This is a genomic window from Streptomyces sp. NPDC059255, assembly GCF_042752355.1.
GTDB lineage: Bacteria > Actinomycetota > Actinomycetes > Streptomycetales > Streptomycetaceae > Streptomyces.
Map to the genome: position 1 here is coordinate 1 of NZ_JBHYZP010000088.1, position 3633 is coordinate 3633.

2 protein-coding genes are annotated in these 3633 nt (G+C 68.1%); both read left to right on the forward strand.

The genetic code is table 11. The annotated features are described in order from the left end of the window. Positions 1–1968: condensation domain-containing protein (locus ACFXKG_RS41060; protein WP_384850680.1), on the forward strand; the 1968-nt coding region annotated here is incomplete at its 5' end. Positions 1969–2110: 142 nt separating this feature from the next. After that, on the forward strand, positions 2111–3633 hold a 1523-nt coding region (locus ACFXKG_RS41065; RefSeq protein ID WP_384850683.1), incomplete at its 3' end, for a condensation domain-containing protein.

Below are 3633 nucleotides of genomic sequence, written 5' to 3' on the forward strand. Positions count from 1 at the left end.
GGTGATGTGGTGCGGTGGCATGTGGATGGGTCGTTGGAGTATGCGGGGCGTGGTGATGACCAGGTCAAGGTGCGGGGTTTCCGCATCGAGCTGGGCGAGATTGAGGCCGTACTGACCCGTCACGAGGCCGTGAGCGCGGCCGTGGTGGTGGCCCGTGAGGATGCTCCGGGGGTGAAGCGGCTCGTGGCCTACGTGGTGGCGGGCGGTGGAGGCATGGATGCGGCTGTCCTGCGTGCGCATGTCGCGTCCGCGCTGCCGGAGTACATGGTCCCGGCTGCCTTCGTCGTGCTGGACGCGCTGCCGCTGAATGCCAACGGGAAGCTGGACCGGCGTGCGCTGCCCGCACCCGAGTTCACGACCGCCGACGAGGTGTATGTCGCTCCGCGCAACGAGACCGAGCGTGTCCTGTGCGAGGTCTGGGCCGAAGTCCTCGGGCTGGAACGGATCGGAACCGAGGACAACTTCTTCGACCTCGGTGGCGACTCCATCATCAGCCTCCAAGTCGTCTCCCGAGCCCGCCGCGCCGGACTCGCCCTCACCTCCCGCGACATTTTCCTCCACCCCACCATCTCCGCACTGGCGACGGAGATCGACGAAGCCGGTGCCGAGGCGGACGACAGCGGAGCCCAACAGGGCCTCGTCCTGGGAGCGGTGGCTCCGACCCCGGTACGGGAGTGGTTCTTCGGCACCCATCCGGTGGCCCCGGAGCACTACAACATGTCGACTGCTTTCGCCCTGCCCGCCGATGTCGACCTCGACGCCTTGCGGACAGCGGTCGGCGGCCTGCTGGACCACCACGACGCCCTGCGCTCCACGTTCCTCCGTACGGCGGACGGGACATGGGCCGGGCACATCGTCGCCGCCGTGGACCTGGACGCCGTCTTCACCGTCCATGACCTGCCCTCCGTACCGGACGAGGACAGTGACTGGCAGGCCCTGGCGACCCGTACGAAGGCGGGGCTGGATCTCGAACACGGGCCGCTCGTACGCTTCGTGGTGGGCAGGCCGGGCGAGGGCGGTGGCCGGCTCCGTCTGCTGATCACCGCGCATCATCTCGTCATCGACGGCGTTTCCTGGCGCCTGCTCCTGAGCGATCTCGCCACGGCGTACGACCAGGTCGTATCCGTCGGGGCGACCGATCTCGGGCCCAAGTCGACGTCCGTGCGTTACTGGGCGGACCGGCTCAACGGCCATGTCCAGGCCGGCGGGTTCGGTGAACAGGTCGAGTACTGGCGGTCGGTGACGGCGTCCGCGGCATTCGAGTTGCCGCTCGACACACCGGGTGCCGGGAACAAGGTGGCCGACCAGGCCGCGGTCATGGCCCATCTCGATGCGGATGAGACCCACGCGCTCCTGCACCAGGTGCCGGGCCGGTTCCGTACGCAGATCAACGACGTGCTGCTCGCCGCCCTGGCACGGACCCTGCGCACGTGGACGGGCGCGGACCGGGTCGCGGTCAACCTGGAAGGGCACGGCCGGGAGGAGATCTTCGACGACACGGATCTGACCCGTACCGTCGGCTGGTTCACCTCCATCTACCCGGTCGCCCTCACGCTCCCGGATCAGGAGTCCGAAGGCGCCGAGGACGACTGGCCGGCGACCATGCGGTCGGTGAAGCGCCAGCTCAGGTCCGTACCGGATCGCGGTGTCGGATACGGTGCCCTGCGCTACCTCGGTGGGGATCTGGCCGGCGACCCGGACCCGCGCATCAGCTTCAACTATCTGGGGCAGTTCGGCGGCACCGGCGAGTCCGCCGAGAACAGGCTGCTCGGAACGTCGCTGCCGGCGGTCGGCCCCGAACACGGGCCGGAGCAGGAGCGCAACCACCTGATCGACGTCGTCGCCGCAGTGGACGAGGGCCGGTTCGTCGTCACCTGGTACTACTCCGCGGCGATCCACCGGGAATCAACGGTCGCCGCCCTGGCGGAGGGCTTCGTCGCCGCTCTGCGGAGTGTGTGCAGGGGCTGAGACCCGGTCGGCCTGCCACTTCGGTTGAACCAACCTTCATCAACTTCATCAGTCCAGGAGAAGCAGGCCCCCGCCGTGTTCGGCGGGGGCCGGAGGGTTCTCCGCCGGTCGTTCTTTTGTCATGCGTACAGGGAGATATGAGATGAGCACGCCACCGTCGCGGGAAAGCCGGATCAGCGCGCTGCCGGAGCACCTGCAGGCTCTGCTGCGCGAACGGATGGCCGGCCAGGCGGTGGCCCCGGATGCGGATGCCATCAAGCCCGTGGACCGTGGAGCCGAGCTGCCGGCGTCCTTCGCGCAGCGACGGTTGTGGTTTCTGGAGGAGTTCAGCCCCGGGGGTGTGGAGTACAACTCCGGCCTTGCGCTGCGGATGACGGGGGTCTTGGACATCGGTGCGCTGGAACGGGCGGTTGCGCAGATCGTCGCGCGGCACGAAGGGCTTCGTACGACCTTCGACTCGGTGGACGGCCGGGTGATCCAGGTGGTCCACCCACTGATGACAATTCCGGTCGAGTATCTCGACCTCTCCCGGACTGGGAAGGGGGATGCGAAGGACTGCCACCGCGACGCTGACATCGATGCCAATGCCGATGCCAATGCCGGTGTCCATGCCTCTGCTGATCGGATCCTGCAAGAGCGTCTGCTCACGCCGTTCGATCTCCGGGTCGGCCCGCTCTTCCGGGTTCTGGTGGTGCGGCTCGCCGCCGATCGGCATGCCCTGCTGCTCTCGATGCACCACATCATCAGCGACGGCCGCTCGCTGGACGTACTGACCGGAGAACTGGCCACGTGCTACGCGGCGGCACTGCACGGCGGCGCCGCAGAATTGCCGGAACTGCCCATCCAGTACGCCGACTACGCGTCCTGGCAGCACGACCGGCTCACCGATGCCGAACTGGCCGACGGCCTTGCGTACTGGCGGGAACGGTTGGCAGGCATGGAGCCGCTGGAACTGCCGACGGACCGGCCCCGGCCGACGGTGCGGAGCGGTGCGGGCGCCGTGCACACCTTCGCCGTCCCGTCCGAGCTGGCGGCCGGACTGGCCAGGCTCGGCCGGGAGCAGGGCGCGAGCCTGTTCGTGACGCTGACGGCGGTCACACAGCTTCTGCTCGCACGGTACAGCGGACAGGACGACATCGCCGTGGGCACGGCGACGGCAGGACGCGACCGTGCGGAGCTTGAGAACCTGGTCGGCTTCTTCGTGAACACCCTGGTCCTGCGGTCGCATGTGGACGGGGGAGAGACGATGGGCGAGTTCCTGAGGACAGTGAAGGACACCGTACTGGAGGCGTTCGACCACCAGAAGGTGCCCTTCGACCGTGTGGTGGAAGCCGTGGCTCCCGAGCGCGATCCCAGCCGCATGCCGCTGGTCCAAGCCATGGTGGTGCTTCAGGGTGCGACAGGCCCGGCGCCGGACTTCCCCGGGCTTTGCATCGAGCCCATGGGCGTGTCGCGAGACGCCCTTCCGTTCGACTTCATGCTCGAATTCGAGGAACGCGAGGGCGAGTTGCTGGCGGCCGTCGAATACAGCACGGATTTGTTCGATGCGGGGTCTGTGGAGCGGTTGGCGGGGCATTGGGTGGAGTTGGCGGGTGGGTTGGTGGCTGGTGGTGGTGGGGCTGTGTTGCGTGGGGTGTCGATGGTGGGTGGTGTGGAGTTGGAGTC